Below are 15071 nucleotides of genomic sequence, written 5' to 3'. Positions count from 1 at the left end.
CGAACTGCTTTTTCCTTGAACGGGTGCCGTTTCGCTCTTATAAGGCGGCCCATTCCGAACAATGAGACGTGAACAGGGGTGCCATGGCTGGCCATTCACAGTTTAAAAACATCATGCACCGCAAAGGCCGTCAGGATGCCGTGCGGTCGAAAATGTTCTCCAAGCTTGCGCGCGAAATCACCGTTGCCGCAAAGGCCGGCCTGCCCGACCCGACGATGAACGCCCGCCTTCGCCTGGCGATCCAGAACGCCAAGGCCCAGTCCATGCCGAAGGACAATATCGACCGCGCCATCAAGAAGGCAGCCGGTGCCGACGGCGAAAATTATGATGAAGTCCGCTATGAGGGCTACGGCCCCGGCGGCACGGCGATCATCGTCGAGGCCCTGACCGACAACCGCAACCGCACCGCCTCCAACGTCCGCTCGAGCTTCACCAAGGCCGGCGGCGCTCTCGGTGAAACCGGTTCCGTGTCCTTCTCCTTCGACCATGTCGGCGAAATCACCTACAAGCTTTCCGTCGGCGATGGCGACAAGGTGATGGAAGCCGCGATCGAAGCCGGCGCCGACGACGTCGAGACCGACGAAGACGGCCACTACATCACCTGCGCCTTCGAAGCCCTCGGCGAAGTGGCAAAAGCGCTGGAATCGAGCCTCGGCGAAGCCGAAACCGTCAAGGCCGTCTGGCGCGCCCAGAACAACGTGCCGGTAGACGAGGAAAAAGCCCAGTCGCTGCTGAAACTCATCGACAGCCTGGAAGACGATGACGACGTGCAGAACGTCTATTCCAACTTCGAGGTCTCGGAAGAAGTGCTGGCGAAGCTCTCGGCCTGAATTTCTCAGATGATCTTCGATGGAAAACCCGGCCGTGACGCCGGGTTTTTACTACCAGTCAATGTCCGCGCGCATAAGATGATCGAGGCGCCTCCGGAAAACCCTATGCGGCGGCTCGCATGAAATTTCCCAACCCCGCGAATAGTTCCACGGATTTCAGCCGCGCCTCGATGTCGTGGATCGGCATCGAGATGATCACCTCGTCGGCCTCCGTTTCCTGTAGAAACTCCGTCAGTTTCGCCTCCGCCGTCTTCGGCGAGCCGACCACGGCATAACGCAGCGTGTGTTCGACATTCATCTTTTCCATCGGCGACCAGAAGTCCGCCATATCGGCCACCGGACGCGGGAACGGGCCGCGGACATTGCGGCGCAGATTGACGAACTGCTGCTCAGCGGAGGTGAAATGGTACCGTGCCTCCTCGTCCGTCGCCGCCACCGCGCCCATGACGCCGACCATCACGTAGGGCTTGTCCAGCGTCTCCGAAGGCTGGAAGCGATCGCGGTAGATCGCGATCGCATCGAGCAGCATATCGGGCGCGAAATGCGAGGCGAAGGCATAGGGCAGCCCCAGCATGGCCGCAAGCTGGGCGCTGTAGAGGCTGGAGCCGAGCAGCCAGATCGGGATATGCGAGCCATTGCCGGGAACTGCGAGGATGGCCTGGTTCTCGACCGGCGTACCGAGGAGTTGCTGCAGTTCCACCACATCGTTCGGGAAACTGTTTGCACCGGCTTCGAGATTGCGCCGCAGCGCCTGTGCCGTGCGCATGTCCGTTCCCGGCGCGCGCCCGAGGCCGAGATCGATGCGGCCGGGGAAGAGCGCCTCCAGCGTGCCGAACTGCTCGGCGATAACAAGCGGCGAATGATTGGGCAGCATGATGCCGCCGGAGCCGATGCGAATGCGCTTCGTCGCAGCCCCGACATGGCCGATGACGACGGCGGTGGCGGCGCTGGCGATCCCCGGCATGCCGTGATGTTCGGCAAGCCAGAAGCGCTTGTAACCGAATTCCTCGGCCTTCACAGCCATCCGCGCCGAGCCATCGAGGGATTGGCGCACGCTGCTGCCATCGGCAACGGGGGAAAGGTCGAGTATGGAGAAGGGAACCATGGAAAACCTGCCGGGCAGTTGAACGATGCAGTCTATGTAGGTTCGCGCCCGCACCATTCCAAACCATCCGCGCAAACAAAAAAGGCCGCGCGAGCGCGACCCCTTGTGCAAGATCAGAAGCAATCATTTACCGATGGCGGCGCAGCACATGCACCTCAGCGCTCGGCTGGTGGTGGCCGGCCGGCAGCGTGAAATTGCCGAGCTGGCGATCCATTTCCAGGGCTTCGGTCGCCAGCCGGTGGATCGCCGCTGTCGTCTCCTCGACCATCGAGGCGTTCTGCTGCGTCATCGCGTCGAGTTCGGCAACGGCGCTATTGATCTCGCGCAGCGTATTGGCCTCCTCGCGGGTCGCACTCATGATCTCGTTGATCTGGCCATTGATCGCCTCGACATGGGCGCCGATGCCCGTCAGCGCGACGCCCGCTTTTTCCACCAGCGTAACGCCGCTTTCGACCTCATGCGTCGATTTCTGCAACAGGCTGGAAATCTCCTTGGCCGCACTCGACGAACGCTGGGCCAGCTCGCGCACTTCCATGGCGACGACGGCAAAGCCCTTGCCGGATTCACCGGCGCGCGCCGCCTCGACGCCGGCATTGAGCGCCAGGAGGTTGGTCTGGAAGGCGATGTCGTCGATCACGGAGATGATCGTGTTGATCTGGCGCGAGGAGGCCTGGATTGCCTCCATCGCCGCGATCGTCTCGCGCATGATCTGGCCTGAGCCGGTCGTCTCCTTCTTGGCGTCGCGAGCGATGCGCTCGGCCTGCTCGGCCCGCTCGATCTGCCGGCGGACCGACTGTGTGATGGCACTGATCGCATTCGCCGTCTCGGTGATCGAGCCAGCCTGGCGCTCGGTGCGCCCGGCAAGTTCGTCGGCGCCGGTGCGCATCTCCTCGGAGCCGGCGCGCACCGCCATCGAGTTGCCGCCGATCGCCGTCATGGTTTCGCTGAGTGTCGCCAACGCCTCGTTGAAATTGACGCGCAGGCTTTCGAGTTCGTTCGGGAAGCGGCTATCGATCTGATAGGCGAGATCGCCGTTCGCCAGATGATGCAGGCCCTCGTCAATCGCCTCGACCACCTGCTGCAGCGTCCTGGCCTCGGCCTCGCGCTCGGTCAGATTCTGCTGGCGGTCCTGCTCGGCCTGCAGGCGCGTCTCTTCGCTGGCGGCTTCGAGTTCGCGGCTTTCGATCAGCGAGTGGCGGAAGCGGTCAAGCGCATTGGCCATCGTGCCGATCTCGTCCTTGCGGTTCAGGCTGCCGATTTCGCTGTCGAGTTTGCCGTCGGCGACATCGCGGGTGACGCCGGCAAGCCGCGCAAGCGGCGAAAACAGCAAATTGGTGACGAGCCCGGTCGCGATCGCCATGACGACGAGCACGCCGATGCCGATCATCGTCAGCAGGGTGGCGATCTCGATCGAGCCGGCATTGAGCTCGCTCAACAACACACTCTCGACCACGAGGAAACGGTCGCCGCGATAGTCGATGCCGCGGACATAGGCACGAGCCGCTCCATCCGTCCGGTCGAAATCGGCAACCGTCATCGCCGAACTGGCAAGCGCGCTCTTGATGAAGGTGAAGGGCGTCGCATCGAGCGTCGCAAGCTTGCCGCTTCCGTCGAGGCCGATGGCGGAACCATCGCCGGAGACGATCGCCGCCCGCGCTGTGCTGCCCTGGACGATGCCCTTGGCGAGGATGCCGGTGACGATGTCGTCGCGCACCTTGAAGAGGATGATGCCCTTGGCCGCCCCAAGCTTGACGATCGGCACGGCATAAAAGATCGCCGACTTGCCGCTGCCGGCATCGACGCGAAGGCCGGAAAAGCCTGTCGGCGCGGCGTCATCGGTCGCCTTGGCGGTATTCTCGATCGCCTTGGCGAAAGCGATACCGGCACCGGTCGCCTTCCAGGCGTCCGACTTCAGATTTTCGGCGAAATCATCTTCCTTCTTATAGGAATAGAGCACGGTACCCTCGAGATCGACGATCAGCAGATCGCTGAAGGCCGTATCCTCAAGGTCGCGGGCGACTTCGCCCTGCGTCTTTTCGTGGCTCGAATAATAAAAGCCACTCGGCCCTTCCGGCTTGATGAGCTTCTCGCGCTGGTCGGCGGGGTTGGGATTGCGCGCTATGAAAACCTTCTTCAGCTCGGCACGGGCATCGCCCGCGGTCTTCTCGATCGTCTTCCAGCCGCTCTTCAGATTGGTGATCGACATCTGCAGCGCCTCGATGCGCGCGATGGAATTGGCCTGGTTTTCAAGCTGCGTCAGCTGGTCCTGCAGCATGTCGCCGCGAAAGATCAGCACGCTTTCCTTGGCCTTCAGCGCCTGCTCGTCGGAAATGCGGCTGCTGGCGAAATAGGCAAGAACATCGATGACCGCGATCGACAGCACGGTCAGCAGAATGAATGTGGCGATGACCTTAAAGGACAGGGATTGAAATCTCCGAGCCATGTACGACGAACCCCTTCTGAACACGCCTGCCAAGCGCGGGCACGCAGCGCATGCCTGATCAACTGACCTATAAACAGAACATCGGGGGCTTAAATCTTCGCGAAAAGAAGCCCTCTCGTATTCGATGACTAGAATTCGGGCATCTGTTTTAATTCGCGGTAAATGGCAGGGCCGAAATCCGGGAACGTTTTTGTTTTGTTCACATATCAATGGCAGTTATTTCGCAATCGCTATAGGTTGAACCATGCAAAATACGATTCGCATCGTCGGTATCGATCCCGGGCTTCGCCGCACCGGCTGGGGAATCATCGAGACATCAGGCAATTCCCTGCGGTTTGTGGCATCCGGAACCGTGACCTCCGATGGCGACATGGACCTTGCCTCCCGCCTTTGCCAATTGCACGACGGCCTGGCGGAGATCGTCCACAGCTATAAGCCGGATGAGGCGGCCGTCGAACAGACCTTCGTCAACAAGGATGCGGTGGCGACCCTGAAGCTTGGTCAGGCCCGCGGCATTGCCATGCTGGTACCGGCGCGCGCCGGGCTGCCGGTCTCCGAATATGCCCCTAACGCCGTGAAGAAGGCCGTCATCGGCGTCGGCCATGGCGAAAAGCAACAGATCCACATGATGCTGAAGATCCTGATGCCGAAGGTCGAATTCAAGGGCAACGACGCCGCCGACGCCTTGGCGATCGCCATCTGCCATGCGCATAATCGCGGCAGCAACCGAATGCGGCAGGCATTGGCCGGATAGCTTGTTCTTGACTTGTTCCATTGGTAAGGATAATTCTTACTTTGAAGGAGCAACAAGATGCGAGTTACGTCCAAAGGCCAGGTCACTATTCCTCGTGATCTCAGGGAACTTGTCGGCATCGAGGCCAATAGCGAGGTCATTTTCTCGATAGAGGGCGGCAAGCTCGTTCTCTCGCCGAAGAACGGCAAGCAGGAGATCGAGGATCGGGGTCGCCTGGATCGTTTTATACAGACGATCCGTCGTCTCGAGGGCACTGGCGATCAGGAGATCGATGCCGAAGACCTTATGTCGATGACCCGTGATCGCTGATGGCCACACTTGTCGATACGAACATACTTGTCGATCTGGCCGTGGTCGGTTCGGACTGGCACGGTTGGTCGCGGCGAAGGATGCTTGACGTCTTCAAAGACGGTCCTGTCCTCATAAACCCAGTCATCTATTCCGAATTTTCCGTTCGGTACGACGACGTGGACGAAGTCGATCGACTGCTGCCGCAGGTTGAATTCCGCCGCGAGAATCTGCCTTGGCCGGCTGCATTCGCCGCTGCTGCGGCCTTCCGGCTTTACCGTCGCGCTGGTGGTGGGCGCGAACGGATACTGCCCGATTTCTTCATCGGCGCGCATGCGGCGATAAGGGGCTACAGAATTTTGACCCGCGATCCCAGCGGATACCGCTCCTATTTCCCCTCCGTTGACCTTATAACCCCCGAAACGCATCCCTGAGAGACCGCGACCCATGATCGGCAAGCTGAAAGGCACCATAGACGAGATCGGCGAAGACTATGTGCTCGTCGACGTGCACGGCGTTTGCTACGTCGCCCATTGCTCGGCCCGCACCCTGTCCAAGCTCGGCTCGGCCGGCGAGGCCTGCGTGCTCTACATCGAGACCTATGTGCGCGAGGACCAGTTGAAGCTCTTCGGCTTCATGACGGCGCTGGAGCGGGAATGGTTCAACCTGCTCCAGAGCGTCCAGGGCGTCGGCGCCAAGGTGGCGCTCGCCGTGCTCTCGACGCTGACGCCAGGCGAACTTGCCAATGCGATCGCCCTGCAGGACCGCGCCGCCGTCTCGCGTGCGCCAGGCGTCGGTCCCAAAGTGGCGATGCGCCTCGTCACCGAGCTCAAGAACCGGGCGCCGGCCTTTGCCGGGGAAGCGATCAATATCGCCCTCAAGCAGGAACTCGGCGAAGGGGTCGCGGCCGCGCCTGTCGCCGATGCGGTTTCCGCGCTGACCAACCTCGGCTATTCCCGCGACCAGGCGGCGAACGCGATTGCCGCGGCAATGAAGACGGCAGGCGACGGCGCCGATAGCGCCAAGCTGATCAGGCTGGGATTAAAGGAACTGGCGCGTTGATCTCCTTGAATATATCGCAATTCCTTACTAAACTCGAATGGTAAGGAGATCCGCATGAATATCTACTACGGTACGATGACATCGAAGGGCCAGACAACAATCCCGGCTGAAGTTCGTGAATTGCTGAATCTGAAGTCCGGAGACAGGATCCGCTACATCAACCGCGATGGCGAAATCATCATGAAAGCCAAGAACAAACGCGCCATCGACCTTGCAGGCAAGTTTCACGATCCGAACCGACCGACGATCACTTTGACGCAAATGGACGAGGCGATTGGGGAAGCCATCGCCGATCACGTGACTAGTGCAAGATGATTGGCCTCGACACCAATATTATGCTGCGCTTCCTCCTGAAGGACGATGTCGTCCAGACGGAGAAGGTCACAACGCTCTTCGCGAGCCTGTCCGATACGGCACCCGGCTATATCAGTTGCATCACGCTGATGGAATGCGCGTGGTTCTTGAGACAACGGATCAAGCTGAAGAGAGAACAGATCATGGAGGCGATTTCGGACTTGTTGGACTCGGCCGACCTGATCCTTGAAGATGAAAGAGTAGTCGAGGAGACGCTCGCAATCATGGTGCGGACGAATGCAGAATTCGCAGATGTCTTCATCGCCCTTCGTAATCGTGATGCGGGCTGCGTGACAACCAGGACATTTGATGCCCAAGCCGCAAAAACCATACCTGGAATGGAACTTTTGACATGAGCGAATCCGCCCGCCTGATATCGCCGGAAAAGCGGGGCGAAGACCTTGATATCACGTTGCGCCCGCAATCGCTGGACGAGTTCACCGGCCAGGCGGAGGCGCGCGCCAATCTCAAAGTCTTCATCGAGGCGGCGAAAAACCGCGGCGAAGCGCTGGACCATGTGCTCTTCGTCGGGCCGCCCGGCCTCGGCAAGACGACGCTGGCGCAGATCATGGCCAAAGAGCTCGGCGTCAACTTTCGCTCGACGTCGGGCCCGGTTATCGCCAAGGCCGGCGATCTCGCTGCCCTGCTCACCAATCTCGAGGAGCGTGATGTGCTCTTCATCGACGAAATCCATCGCCTCAATCCGGCCGTCGAGGAAATCCTCTATCCGGCCATGGAAGATTTCCAGCTCGACCTGATCATCGGGGAAGGCCCTGCCGCTCGCTCGGTGAAGATCGACCTGTCAAAATTTACGCTGGTGGCGGCCACCACCCGCCTCGGCCTGTTGACGACGCCGCTACGCGACCGTTTCGGCATTCCGGTGCGCCTGAGCTTCTACACCGTCGAGGAGCTGGAACTGATCGTGCGCCGTGGCGCGCGGCTGATGAACCTGCCGATCACCGAGGAGGGCGCCCGCGAAATCGCAAGACGCGCCCGCGGCACCCCGCGCATCGCCGGCCGGCTGCTGCGGCGCGTGCGCGACTTCGCCGAGGTGGCAAGAGCGGAAGCCGTCACCCGCGAGATCGCCGACGAGGCGCTGACCCGCCTGCTGGTCGACAATGTCGGCTTCGACCAGCTCGACAAACGTTACCTCAACATGATTGCCGTCAATTTCGGCGGCGGCCCGGTCGGCATCGAAACCATCGCCGCTGGCCTTTCGGAGCCGCGCGACGCGATTGAAGACATCATCGAGCCCTACATGATCCAACAGGGTTTCATCCAGCGCACGCCACGCGGCCGTGTTCTGACCGCAATCGCGTGGAAACATCTGGGAATGCAACCGCCCAAGGATATGGAGGCTGCGCAGTTCCGGCTGTTCCAGGAGGACAACTGAGTGATCACCCGCCGCGGATTTTTCAAGGTTCTGGGCGGCGGTGTCGCAGGCGTCATGTCGCTCGGTGGTTACGCCTTCGCCTATGAACCGCTCGCGCGGCTCGCCATCACCCGCTATCGGCTGACGCCGCCCGGATGGACGCCAGGGCTCAAGCTGCGCGTCGTTGCGCTCGCCGATCTCCATGCCTGTGAACCCTGGATGTCGGCAAGCCGCATTGCCGCGATCTGCCACAGGGCGAATGAACTCGAAGGCGACGTCACCGTCCTGCTCGGCGATTACGCCGCCGGCATGAACATGGTGACGCAGTACGTGCATTCGAGCCAATGGTCGAAGGCGCTCGCCACCTTGCGGGCCCCTCTCGGCGTCCATGCGGTCATGGGCAACCATGATTGGTGGGAAGATAGGACCGCCCAGAAGAACGGCGGGATGGAAACATTCGGACATCGGGCTCTCGCCGACGTCGGCATCCCGGTCTATGGCAACCGCGCCGTTCGGCTCGAAAAGGATGGCCGCGGCTTCTGGCTGGCAGGCCTCGAAGATCAGCTGGCGCTGCTGCCCGGCAGGAAATGGCGTCGCACGCAGATGCGCGGCCTCGACGATCTCGAGGGAACGATGGCTCAGGTTACAGACGATGCGCCCGTCATTCTGCTCGCTCATGAGCCCGATATCTTTCCACGCGTGCCCGAGCGTGTCTCGCTGACGCTATCGGGCCACACCCATGGCGGACAGATCCGCCTCCTCGGCCGTTCGCCGATCGTCCCCTCGCGTTACGGCAACCGCTATGCCTATGGCCATATGATCGAGGAGGGGCGTAATATCATCGTTTCCGGCGGCCTCGGCTGCTCCATCGCACCGGTGCGCTTCGGCGTGCCGCCGGAAATTGTCGTCATCGATCTTGGATAAGAATGGCATGGCCAAGCGCACTCTCATCCGCCTGAATGCGGGCGGTGAGCGTTTCAACTATCGCATCGCCGGCCTCGGCTTTCGCGACGGCCACGTGCTCGTCCATCGCGCCGTGCATGAGCCCTTCTGGACCTTTCCAGGCGGCAGGGCGGAAATCGGTGAGACGTCGGAGGAAACGCTCAAACGGGAGATGATGGAGGAACTGGGCGTTGAGGTGACCGTCCATCGGCTGCTGTGGATCGTCGAGAACTTCTTCCGCTACGAACAGCGCGACTGGCATGAACTCGGTCTCTATTACTTGATGGACCTCCCGCCGGAATTCCCCTTTTTGTCCGGCGAGATCATCCATCGGGTCGAGGACGGCGATAACCATCTCGAGTTCAAATGGGTGCCGGCAACGCGTAATGCCCTGTGCGCACTCGACATCCCGCCCTATTTCATCGCCGATGAAATCGAAAACCTTCCCGTTGTGCCACGTCATCTCGTCTGGCGGGACGGCGATCTCGACGGCAAAGACTGATGTTACGGCGCCCGGTGCTGTAGCCAAAAGCGCTTAAAGAGGAGATGCGCCGATGCCGACCTTCGATCCTGTCAGGCCATTCCGCAAACTTGCCTATAACAACGCCCTTGCCAACCGCCGGCTGCTTCAGGCCTGCGCGACATTGAAGCCCGGCGAATTCGAAGGGCCGCGCACCAGCTTCTTCCCCTCGATCAAGAAAACCTTGAACCATATCATCACGGTCGACTGGTTCTATGTCGACGGCCTTGAAGGCGGCACGCTCGGGCTCAAGGCGTTCGAGGTAGACGAACCGTTCCGTGACGTTTCCTCGCTGGCAGAAGCGCAGGCGAAGGTCGATCAGCGCCTGACGGCGCTTTGCGAGGCCCTGACGCCGGAGAGGCTCACCTCGACCATCAGCCTCCATCGCGGCGACCGCATCCAAGAGGAGCGGATGGAGGACGTGCTGGCCCACCTCTTCCAGCATCAGACCCATCATCGAGGACAGGTGCACGCGATGCTCTCCGGCACCAGCGTCGCTCCGCCGCAACTCGACGAATTCATCGTTGCCGACGATGCCCGGTTCCGCGGCAGCGAGCTTACAGATCTCGGCTGGAGCGAAGAGAAGCTGATGCGTTAGCGCGCCCTATCGGACGCGCAGGGCGCTCTAGGTCTCAATTTGCTGCATGTCTTGGCCCCAAAAGCGCTGTACGCTTTTGCGTCACACGCATTAATTCTGCAGCCGTCTCTTCAGCCCGTCGATGATGGTCTTGGTGAGCAAGTCGTAATTTTCGTCGAAATGATGATCGCCGGGCAGCTCGATGACCTCGGCGCCGCTATCCCTAACCGCCGGACAGGCGACATCGTCATCGTCGTCCTTGCCGTAGATGCATTGCACGAGCTTCGGATCGATGTTCTTCAGATCGCCGACGGGATCGCCTCCCGCCCCTTCCGTCTTCTGGCCGAGCCAGCCGAGAACGGAGATGACGTAGTCCACTTGGTGCGAAAGCGACAGCAGCGACAATTGCGCCACCGCCGACTTTTCCGCTGGTTTGAGGAGCTGATAGGTGGCGGGCACGACATCGGCACCGAAGGAATAACCGACGAGCAGCACGTGCTTCACCTTCCACTGCTTGCGATAGAAATCGATGATCTTCGAAAGATCGGCAGCGGTCTCCTCCGGCTTGCGCTCGGACCAGAAATAGTGGAGCGAATCGACGCCGACGACCGGAATACCTTCCTTCTGCAGCGTGCCGCCGACCTCCTTGTCGATGTCGCGCCAGCCGCCGTCGCCGGAATAGATCACCGCCATCGTATCGAAGGCCGGCGTTGCCTCGAGCACCGCCAGCGGCAGGCCAAGCGGATTGCCGAAAGCGCCGGAGGCGGTGACGAGATCGTCGAGCGTGTCGGCAAACGCCGTCTGCGCATCGTCGGTGGAATCGCGGATCTCGATCTCGTCATGGGCGTTCTTCAGCGCCTCGGCGTGCGCCCGGCCATCCTTGTTTGCATCAGGCGTAAAGACGGTAATGATCGGGTCCGGCAGGATGCCGTCGCTAAGACCATAGACCGTGCGTTCGCCGACCACCTGCTTGGACGCCGGCGTGCAAAGCTCCTTGGCAAGCGGAATGCCGGCGACCGGATTAACGGCAAGTGTCTGGCCGATGGTCGCATCCGGTGTTTGCGCGGCGATCGCCAGCGCCAAGGCCCCACCCTCGCCGATGCCGGCGACGATCGGCAGGTGATAGGCGCTGTTGCCGGTCGCGCGCTGCACCTGCTGGCTCAGCGATTCGATGTCCGACACCATATAGACGCAGCCGTCGTTGAGGCTGACGTCGTAGCGGCTGAGCGCCTGGATATAGGATGGAAAGTCGACGCCGATGACGACGGCGCCTTCGGCGACCAACCTGTCGGCTTCGCCCTTCTCATAGTCGCCCCAGCCAGCGGCATCCGAGATCAGCATTACCGTGCCCTTCACCTCCCCTTCCGGCAGGAAGATGTGCGGCGACGGGATGAGCCCGGTTTCGAAGCTCTGCGTGGTCTCCTCGGCGGCATCAGCCGGTGCGGCCGCGAGCATGCAGGCGCATGCCGTGGCAAGAAGGATTGTCCTGATCATTTTCTCACTACCCCTTTCAATCCGCCCCCAATCAGAAATGTCGCGTCCATCAACGCGATCATCGGATTGCCTCCTCCGGAGACCGCAAGATAGCGCGGTTGCCAGTGCGGATGAAACTTGGATTTGAATGCCCGAAGGCCTTTGAAGTTATAAAAGCGCTCGCCGTGTTCGAAGACGGTGCTGCCGATGCGGTCCCAGACGGGCGCCGCCTCGCGTTTCGACATGCCGGAGAGCGGTGCCATGCCGAGATTGAAGTGGGTGAAACCCTGCCCGCGCAGATATTCCATGATCTGCACGAAGAGAAAGTCCATCGAGCCCTTCGGCGCGTCCGGCGAGAAGCGCATGAGATCGATCGTGCCCTCCTGTCTGGATTCGGTCACGAGGATATTGGCGAAGGCGACAATCCTGCCGTCCTTTTTCAGGATGCCGACCGGCTGCGAGGAGACGTAATCGGAATCGAAGGCGCCGAGCGAGAAACCCTTTTCCTTGGCGTTGTGATGCTCGAGCCAGGCCGTCGAAACGGCGGCCAGATCATCGATGACCGACGGCACGTCCTGCGGTTCGACGACAGCGAATTCCAGCCCGTCGCGCTGGGCGCGGCTTGCGGTCTGGCGAAGGTTCGCCCATTTGCCGCCCTTCATCTCGAAGGTCCTGAGATCGGCCACCGCCAGTTCGCCGAGCTTGAAGGCGCGAAGGCCGGCATCGGCGCAATGGGACAGCAGCGCCGGCGATATCTGGTAGAACACGGCCCGGCAGCCGGCGGCACGCGCCGCTTCGACGAAACGCCAGACGAGTTCCTGCACGGCGCGATGGTCGCCGACCGGATCGAACAGCGCGATCCAGGAGCGGCCCTGTCGGCCATACATGATGAAGGCATCGCCGTTTTCGGAGAACATGATGCTCTTGTCGCCCATGCGCACCAGATTGGCGTCGGCATTGCCCTGCTTCATGACGATCTCGACGGCACGCGCCAGCGCCTCGTCCGTCGCCTGCTCCGGTCGGAAGGCGGCCGGCCGGAGCAGGCTGAAGACGGCGATCGCCGACGAGATGATGGTGATGCCGAGCACGGCGCGCAGCCCGCGCGGCGCCTCGGCGGTGAATTCGAACTGCCACCAGAGCTGGTTGCTGTATTCGACGTCGCGATAGACGAAGAGCAGGATGACGACGGCGCCGACGACGATCACGGCGATCGCCATCAGCCAGGACGCCGTCAGCGCCTGGTTGAGCAGCGAGGCCTGGCGGGTAAAGAGCCGGCGGCTGACGAAGAGCCCGAAGATGAGGAAGGCGAGAAAAGCGGCTTCGACGAGCGCGACCGCCTTCAGCAGCGACAAAGTCAGCGCGGCAAGCGCCGAGAACACGGCCACCCACCAGGCGCCATCGAGCCGTTGGCCGAGGCCGCGCGCGGCGACAACGAGGGCCAGCCCCAGCAGGCTGGAGAGAAAATGCGCTCCTTCGACCATCGGCAGTGGCAGATAGTTGGAGAGGAATTCGAGGTTCTGGTCCGGCGTCGGCGTGACGCTTGAAAACACCAGCATGACGCCGAGCAGCAGTGCGAGAGCCGACAGCAGCTGCGGCATCAGCCGCCCGCCGATGCGCCGCATGCTGGAGGCGGCCGGATGGTCGACGAAGCGCCGCAGCTCCGCCGCCGAGACCGCGAGCACGGCGATCAGCAGCGGCAGCACATGGTAGACCAGCCGGTAGAGCACCAGCGATCCGAGCACGGCATCGATGTTCACCGCGCTGCCGAGCGAGGCGATGATCACGGTCTCGAACACGCCGAGCCCGGCCGGAACGTGACTGAGCACGCCGAGACCGACGGCGATCGCATAGACGGCGAGAAAGACCGGCCAGCCGATGGCCGTCTGCGGCAGCAGCACATACAGTACCGACGCCGAGGCGGCGATATCGAAAGCGGTGACGAGGAACTGCCGCGACCAGGTACGCGAATCCGGCAGGCGGATTGCCACAGGCCCAAGATCGAGCACGCGCCCGTCACGGCCGATAATCATCACCGCGCCCAGAATGGCGACGATCGAACCGGCGATCAACCGCAGGAGGAAGGCGCTGACCCCGATCAGCGGACCGATCTCGTCGGCGATGACGATGAGGGCGATCGCCGCAACGCCCGCGAGCCCGAGACCGAAGGACAGCGTGACGAAGGCGATGATGCGGCCGATATCCTCCGGCGAGAGCCCGAGGCGGGTATAGGCGCGGTAGCGGATCGCACCACCCGAAAGCGCGCCGAAACCGGCGGTATTGCCGACGGCATAGGCACTGAACGCCGTCAGCGCCACATGCGGAAAGGGCAGCTTCTTGCCGATGTACTCGATGGCGTTGAGATCGTAGAAGATCAGCGCGAGGAAACTGAGCGCCGTGAAGAACAACGCAAGCAGGATCGCGCTCGGCCTGGTGGCGGCCAGCGCACCGACGACGTCGTCATAGCGCACCTCGTTGGTGAGCTGCATGATCGCGTAACCGACGAGGCAGAAGACCACGAGTGACGCGGCTGCCAACAGCGGCGTTCTGTACCGTCTGAATAGCCCGCCGAAAGAAAACCCGTCCGTTTCTTCAGTCTCTTCCAAATTGCCGTGCCCCGACATTCTCGTACCTGCTGTAACTGCCAGCTTGGCGGGAACCATTTCAGATGACGTAACATGAGAGGCATATAAGCTCTATGAAGCCATGCCGCCGCTACCCCAGCCCCGCCGCCTGCGCCTCAATCATCCTCAATTGGGGCGAATTTGCGCAGGCGGGCGTCGCGGCACATTGCATTTTCGTAAGCTTCGGCAGAGCCTTGCGCTCGATCGAGAGTTGAGAGGCGGGAGAAAAATTCGATATGCAGGATGGTTCGGCCTTCGTGATGCTTGCCCTCGGCCGCCTGCTGCTCGGCGGCCTCTATGTCGCTGGCGGCGTTCATCATTTTTTCGTCATCGTGCCGCTGACCGACGCGATCGAAGCCCGCGGCGTCCCTTTTGCGAAAGGAGTGCTGGTCTTCGGCAGCATGTTCCAGATCGTCGCCGGCATCCTGCTGATGCTCGGCCTCTTCGTGACGGCAGCGGCATTCGGTCTCATCATCTTCACGCTGGCGGCCACCGTCATGCTGCTGAATTTCTGGGACATGCAGGGAACGGCGCGCGACAGCGCGATCAATAGCTGGAAAACCAACCTGGCGATCATCGGCGGCCTGCTGATCGCAGCCGCCGGCGCGATGTAAGGCGGTTCATGCCGCCGGCTCGGCGCGCCCGCCCGCACATGCGCGGCGTAGCGCGCGACGGCAGCATCCACCTCCGCGTCGCGATCGCCCGCCACCTGCACCGTCGGCTCGGCTAT

The 15071-nt window shown here is 61.8% G+C and carries 16 protein-coding genes; 12 read left to right on the top strand and 4 right to left on the bottom strand.

All coding sequences use genetic code 11. The features are described 5' to 3' along the window. Nucleotides 1-83: 83 nt before the first annotated feature. Complete coding sequence (locus RWK44_RS25415) at nt 84-830, top strand: YebC/PmpR family DNA-binding transcriptional regulator (protein ID WP_017968114.1); 747 nt, start codon at nt 84-86, stop codon at nt 828-830. A 103-nt stretch (nt 831-933) separates the two neighbouring features. Here the strand turns inward: RWK44_RS25415 and RWK44_RS25410 are convergent, their stop codons facing one another. Continuing rightward, nucleotides 934-1935: an LLM class flavin-dependent oxidoreductase gene (locus RWK44_RS25410; protein ID WP_222009843.1), complete on the bottom strand. Its 1002-nt coding sequence runs from the start codon at nt 1933-1935 to the stop codon at nt 934-936. Nucleotides 1936-2062: 127 nt separating this feature from the next. Continuing rightward, nucleotides 2063-4378: a methyl-accepting chemotaxis protein gene (locus tag RWK44_RS25405; RefSeq protein WP_316029554.1), complete on the bottom strand. Its 2316-nt coding sequence runs from the start codon at nt 4376-4378 to the stop codon at nt 2063-2065. Between the two features lie 244 nt (nt 4379-4622). Here RWK44_RS25405 and ruvC point away from each other — a divergent pair, with 244 nt between their 5' ends. Genes ruvC through RWK44_RS25355 form a run of 10 tightly spaced genes read left to right on the top strand, consistent with a single transcriptional unit; the run spans nt 4623 to nt 10268 of the window. Next, nucleotides 4623-5132, top strand: a complete 510-nt coding sequence (ruvC, locus tag RWK44_RS25400) for a crossover junction endodeoxyribonuclease RuvC (RefSeq protein WP_003542749.1) — start codon at nt 4623-4625, stop codon at nt 5130-5132. 57 nt (nt 5133-5189) lie between these two features. Beyond that, entirely contained in the window at nt 5190-5441 is a 252-nt protein-coding gene (locus tag RWK44_RS25395) for an AbrB/MazE/SpoVT family DNA-binding domain-containing protein (protein WP_017961997.1), read from the top strand. Further along, nucleotides 5441-5854: a type II toxin-antitoxin system VapC family toxin gene (locus tag RWK44_RS25390; RefSeq protein WP_316029553.1), complete on the top strand. Its 414-nt coding sequence runs from the start codon at nt 5441-5443 to the stop codon at nt 5852-5854. Before RWK44_RS25395 ends, RWK44_RS25390 begins: the two co-directional genes overlap by 1 nt. A gap of 13 nt (nt 5855-5867) precedes the next feature. Next, a complete protein-coding gene (ruvA, locus tag RWK44_RS25385; protein ID WP_168284250.1) occupies nt 5868-6482 on the top strand; it encodes a Holliday junction branch migration protein RuvA in 615 nt (204 codons plus the stop codon). Nucleotides 6483-6536: 54 nt separating this feature from the next. Beyond that, complete coding sequence (locus RWK44_RS25380; protein WP_017968119.1) at nt 6537-6797, top strand: AbrB/MazE/SpoVT family DNA-binding domain-containing protein; 261 nt, start codon at nt 6537-6539, stop codon at nt 6795-6797. After that, on the top strand, nt 6794-7192 hold the full coding sequence (locus tag RWK44_RS25375) for a PIN domain-containing protein (RefSeq protein WP_017968120.1): 399 nt from the start codon (nt 6794-6796) through the stop codon (nt 7190-7192). The genes RWK44_RS25380 and RWK44_RS25375 overlap by 4 nt, the downstream gene beginning before the upstream one ends. Then, nucleotides 7189-8229: a Holliday junction branch migration DNA helicase RuvB gene (gene ruvB, locus RWK44_RS25370; protein ID WP_017968121.1), complete on the top strand. Its 1041-nt coding sequence runs from the start codon at nt 7189-7191 to the stop codon at nt 8227-8229. Before RWK44_RS25375 ends, ruvB begins: the two co-directional genes overlap by 4 nt. Continuing rightward, entirely contained in the window at nt 8230-9132 is a 903-nt protein-coding gene (locus tag RWK44_RS25365; protein ID WP_316029552.1) for a metallophosphoesterase, read from the top strand. Between the two features lie 7 nt (nt 9133-9139). Then, a complete protein-coding gene (locus RWK44_RS25360) occupies nt 9140-9652 on the top strand; it encodes an NUDIX hydrolase (protein WP_131641670.1) in 513 nt (170 codons plus the stop codon). Between the two features lie 52 nt (nt 9653-9704). Further along, nucleotides 9705-10268 (top strand): DinB family protein, encoded by a 564-nt coding sequence (locus RWK44_RS25355; protein WP_221994955.1) that lies wholly within the window; start codon nt 9705-9707, stop codon nt 10266-10268. A 90-nt stretch (nt 10269-10358) separates the two neighbouring features. On the opposite strand, the gene RWK44_RS25350 is transcribed toward RWK44_RS25355, so the two are convergent. Together RWK44_RS25350 and mprF are read right to left on the bottom strand one after the other, a co-directional pair. Continuing rightward, nucleotides 10359-11741, bottom strand: a complete 1383-nt coding sequence (locus RWK44_RS25350; RefSeq protein ID WP_316029551.1) for a virulence factor family protein — start codon at nt 11739-11741, stop codon at nt 10359-10361. Further along, on the bottom strand, nt 11738-14341 hold the full coding sequence (mprF, locus tag RWK44_RS25345; protein WP_131665516.1) for a bifunctional lysylphosphatidylglycerol flippase/synthetase MprF: 2604 nt from the start codon (nt 14339-14341) through the stop codon (nt 11738-11740). Before mprF ends, RWK44_RS25350 begins: the two co-directional genes overlap by 4 nt. Nucleotides 14342-14577: 236 nt before the next feature. On the opposite strand from mprF, the gene RWK44_RS25340 reads away from it, so the two are divergent. After that, on the top strand, nt 14578-14955 hold the full coding sequence (locus RWK44_RS25340) for a DoxX family protein (protein ID WP_168328093.1): 378 nt from the start codon (nt 14578-14580) through the stop codon (nt 14953-14955). Nucleotides 14956-15071: the final 116 nt, after the last annotated feature.

This window comes from Rhizobium sp. 25PS6 (genome assembly GCF_032464655.1).
Taxonomy (GTDB): Bacteria; Pseudomonadota; Alphaproteobacteria; order Rhizobiales; family Rhizobiaceae; genus Rhizobium; species Rhizobium laguerreae.
Note: the sequence above shows the minus strand (reverse complement) of the source record. Positions and strands in the feature narration are given on the sequence as shown.

Excerpts from the sequence above, each read along its gene's own strand:
- RWK44_RS25415 (WP_017968114.1), top strand. The coding sequence starts at position 84 with ATGGCTGGCCATTCACAGTTTAAAAACATCATGCACCGCAAAGGCCGT.
- RWK44_RS25410 (WP_222009843.1), bottom strand. The coding sequence starts at position 1,935 with ATGGTTCCCTTCTCCATACTCGACCTTTCCCCCGTTGCCGATGGCAGC.
- RWK44_RS25405 (WP_316029554.1), bottom strand. The coding sequence starts at position 4,378 with ATGGCTCGGAGATTTCAATCCCTGTCCTTTAAGGTCATCGCCACATTC.
- ruvC (WP_003542749.1), top strand. The coding sequence starts at position 4,623 with ATGCAAAATACGATTCGCATCGTCGGTATCGATCCCGGGCTTCGCCGC.
- RWK44_RS25395 (WP_017961997.1), top strand. The coding sequence starts at position 5,190 with ATGCGAGTTACGTCCAAAGGCCAGGTCACTATTCCTCGTGATCTCAGG.
- RWK44_RS25390 (WP_316029553.1), top strand. The coding sequence starts at position 5,441 with ATGGCCACACTTGTCGATACGAACATACTTGTCGATCTGGCCGTGGTC.
- ruvA (WP_168284250.1), top strand. The coding sequence starts at position 5,868 with ATGATCGGCAAGCTGAAAGGCACCATAGACGAGATCGGCGAAGACTAT.
- RWK44_RS25380 (WP_017968119.1), top strand. The coding sequence starts at position 6,537 with ATGAATATCTACTACGGTACGATGACATCGAAGGGCCAGACAACAATC.
- RWK44_RS25375 (WP_017968120.1), top strand. The coding sequence starts at position 6,794 with ATGATTGGCCTCGACACCAATATTATGCTGCGCTTCCTCCTGAAGGAC.
- ruvB (WP_017968121.1), top strand. The coding sequence starts at position 7,189 with ATGAGCGAATCCGCCCGCCTGATATCGCCGGAAAAGCGGGGCGAAGAC.
- RWK44_RS25360 (WP_131641670.1), top strand. The coding sequence starts at position 9,140 with ATGGCCAAGCGCACTCTCATCCGCCTGAATGCGGGCGGTGAGCGTTTC.
- RWK44_RS25355 (WP_221994955.1), top strand. The coding sequence starts at position 9,705 with ATGCCGACCTTCGATCCTGTCAGGCCATTCCGCAAACTTGCCTATAAC.
- RWK44_RS25350 (WP_316029551.1), bottom strand. The coding sequence starts at position 11,741 with ATGATCAGGACAATCCTTCTTGCCACGGCATGCGCCTGCATGCTCGCG.
- mprF (WP_131665516.1), bottom strand. The coding sequence starts at position 14,341 with ATGTCGGGGCACGGCAATTTGGAAGAGACTGAAGAAACGGACGGGTTT.
- RWK44_RS25340 (WP_168328093.1), top strand. The coding sequence starts at position 14,578 with ATGCAGGATGGTTCGGCCTTCGTGATGCTTGCCCTCGGCCGCCTGCTG.